The sequence below is a fragment of the Arsenophonus sp. ENCA genome (assembly GCF_002287155.1).
GTDB classification, from domain to species: Bacteria; Pseudomonadota; Gammaproteobacteria; order Enterobacterales; family Enterobacteriaceae; genus Arsenophonus; species Arsenophonus nilaparvatae.
Window position 1 is genome coordinate 1 of sequence record NZ_NHNG01000745.1, and the last position, 830, is coordinate 830.

The window sequence follows — 830 nt, forward strand, 5'->3', positions numbered from 1 at the left end:
AATCATGTTAATCTTTGAGATTTTTGATTAATTAACAAAATTAAGGAACGTATATGTCAAGCATCAATACAGGTATTGTTAAATGGTTTAACGCTGATAAAGGTTTTGGATTTATTTCACCCAAAAATGGCAGTCAGGATGTGTTTGTTCATTATTCTGCTATTCAGGGTTGTAGTAGCTCAGACTTGATCTGACAGTTACCGGTTATTTATACAGTATCTGTCAGGCTAAATTTGATTTAAATCTTTTTCTCTCCAAATTTGTTTTCCATCGTGTAAAGTTGCTATGGGTGTTCGACCGCAACACATTTTTCCTTGATGAGTACGCTGGTTATTGTATTCCTCTAACCATTTATCTAAATCAGTTTGTAATTCCTCTAAATTACCGTAGATTTTCTTACGAAAAACTACCTGGTAGAACTCTTGTAATACGGTTTTATGAAAACGTTCACAAATTCCATTAGTTTGAGGCGAGCGTGCCTTAGTTTTTGTGTGATCAATATCGTTGATAGCCAGATAAAGTTGATAATCGTGATGCTCAACTTTACCACAATATTCACTACCTCTGTCCGTCAGTATACGTAATATCGGTAATCCATGTTGGGCATAAAAAGGCAGAACCTTGTCATTTAATAAATCCGCAGCAGTTATCGAACTTTTCGTTGTGTAAAGTTTACAATGAACGACTTTGCAGTAAGTATCAATATAAGTTTGTTGGTAGATACGACCAACACCTTTTAAATGACCAACATAAAAAGTGTCCTGCGACCCCAGGTAACCCGGATGTGCTGTTTCAATCTCACCACTGGCTTCATCATCCTGTGCTTTCTT

Annotated in this window: 1 protein-coding gene and 1 pseudogene; one reads left to right on the forward strand and one right to left on the reverse strand. The window is 36.0% G+C overall.

The genetic code is table 11. The features are described 5' to 3' along the window. Positions 1-53 precede the first annotated feature (53 nt). Positions 54-167 (forward strand): annotated as a pseudogene (locus CBG25_RS19370) (cold shock domain-containing protein); the annotation flags it as partial. A gap of 60 nt (positions 168-227) precedes the next feature. On the opposite strand, the gene CBG25_RS19375 reads toward CBG25_RS19370, so the two are convergent. Then, positions 228-830: integrase core domain-containing protein (locus CBG25_RS19375; protein ID WP_290603686.1), on the reverse strand; the 603-nt coding region annotated here is incomplete at its 5' end.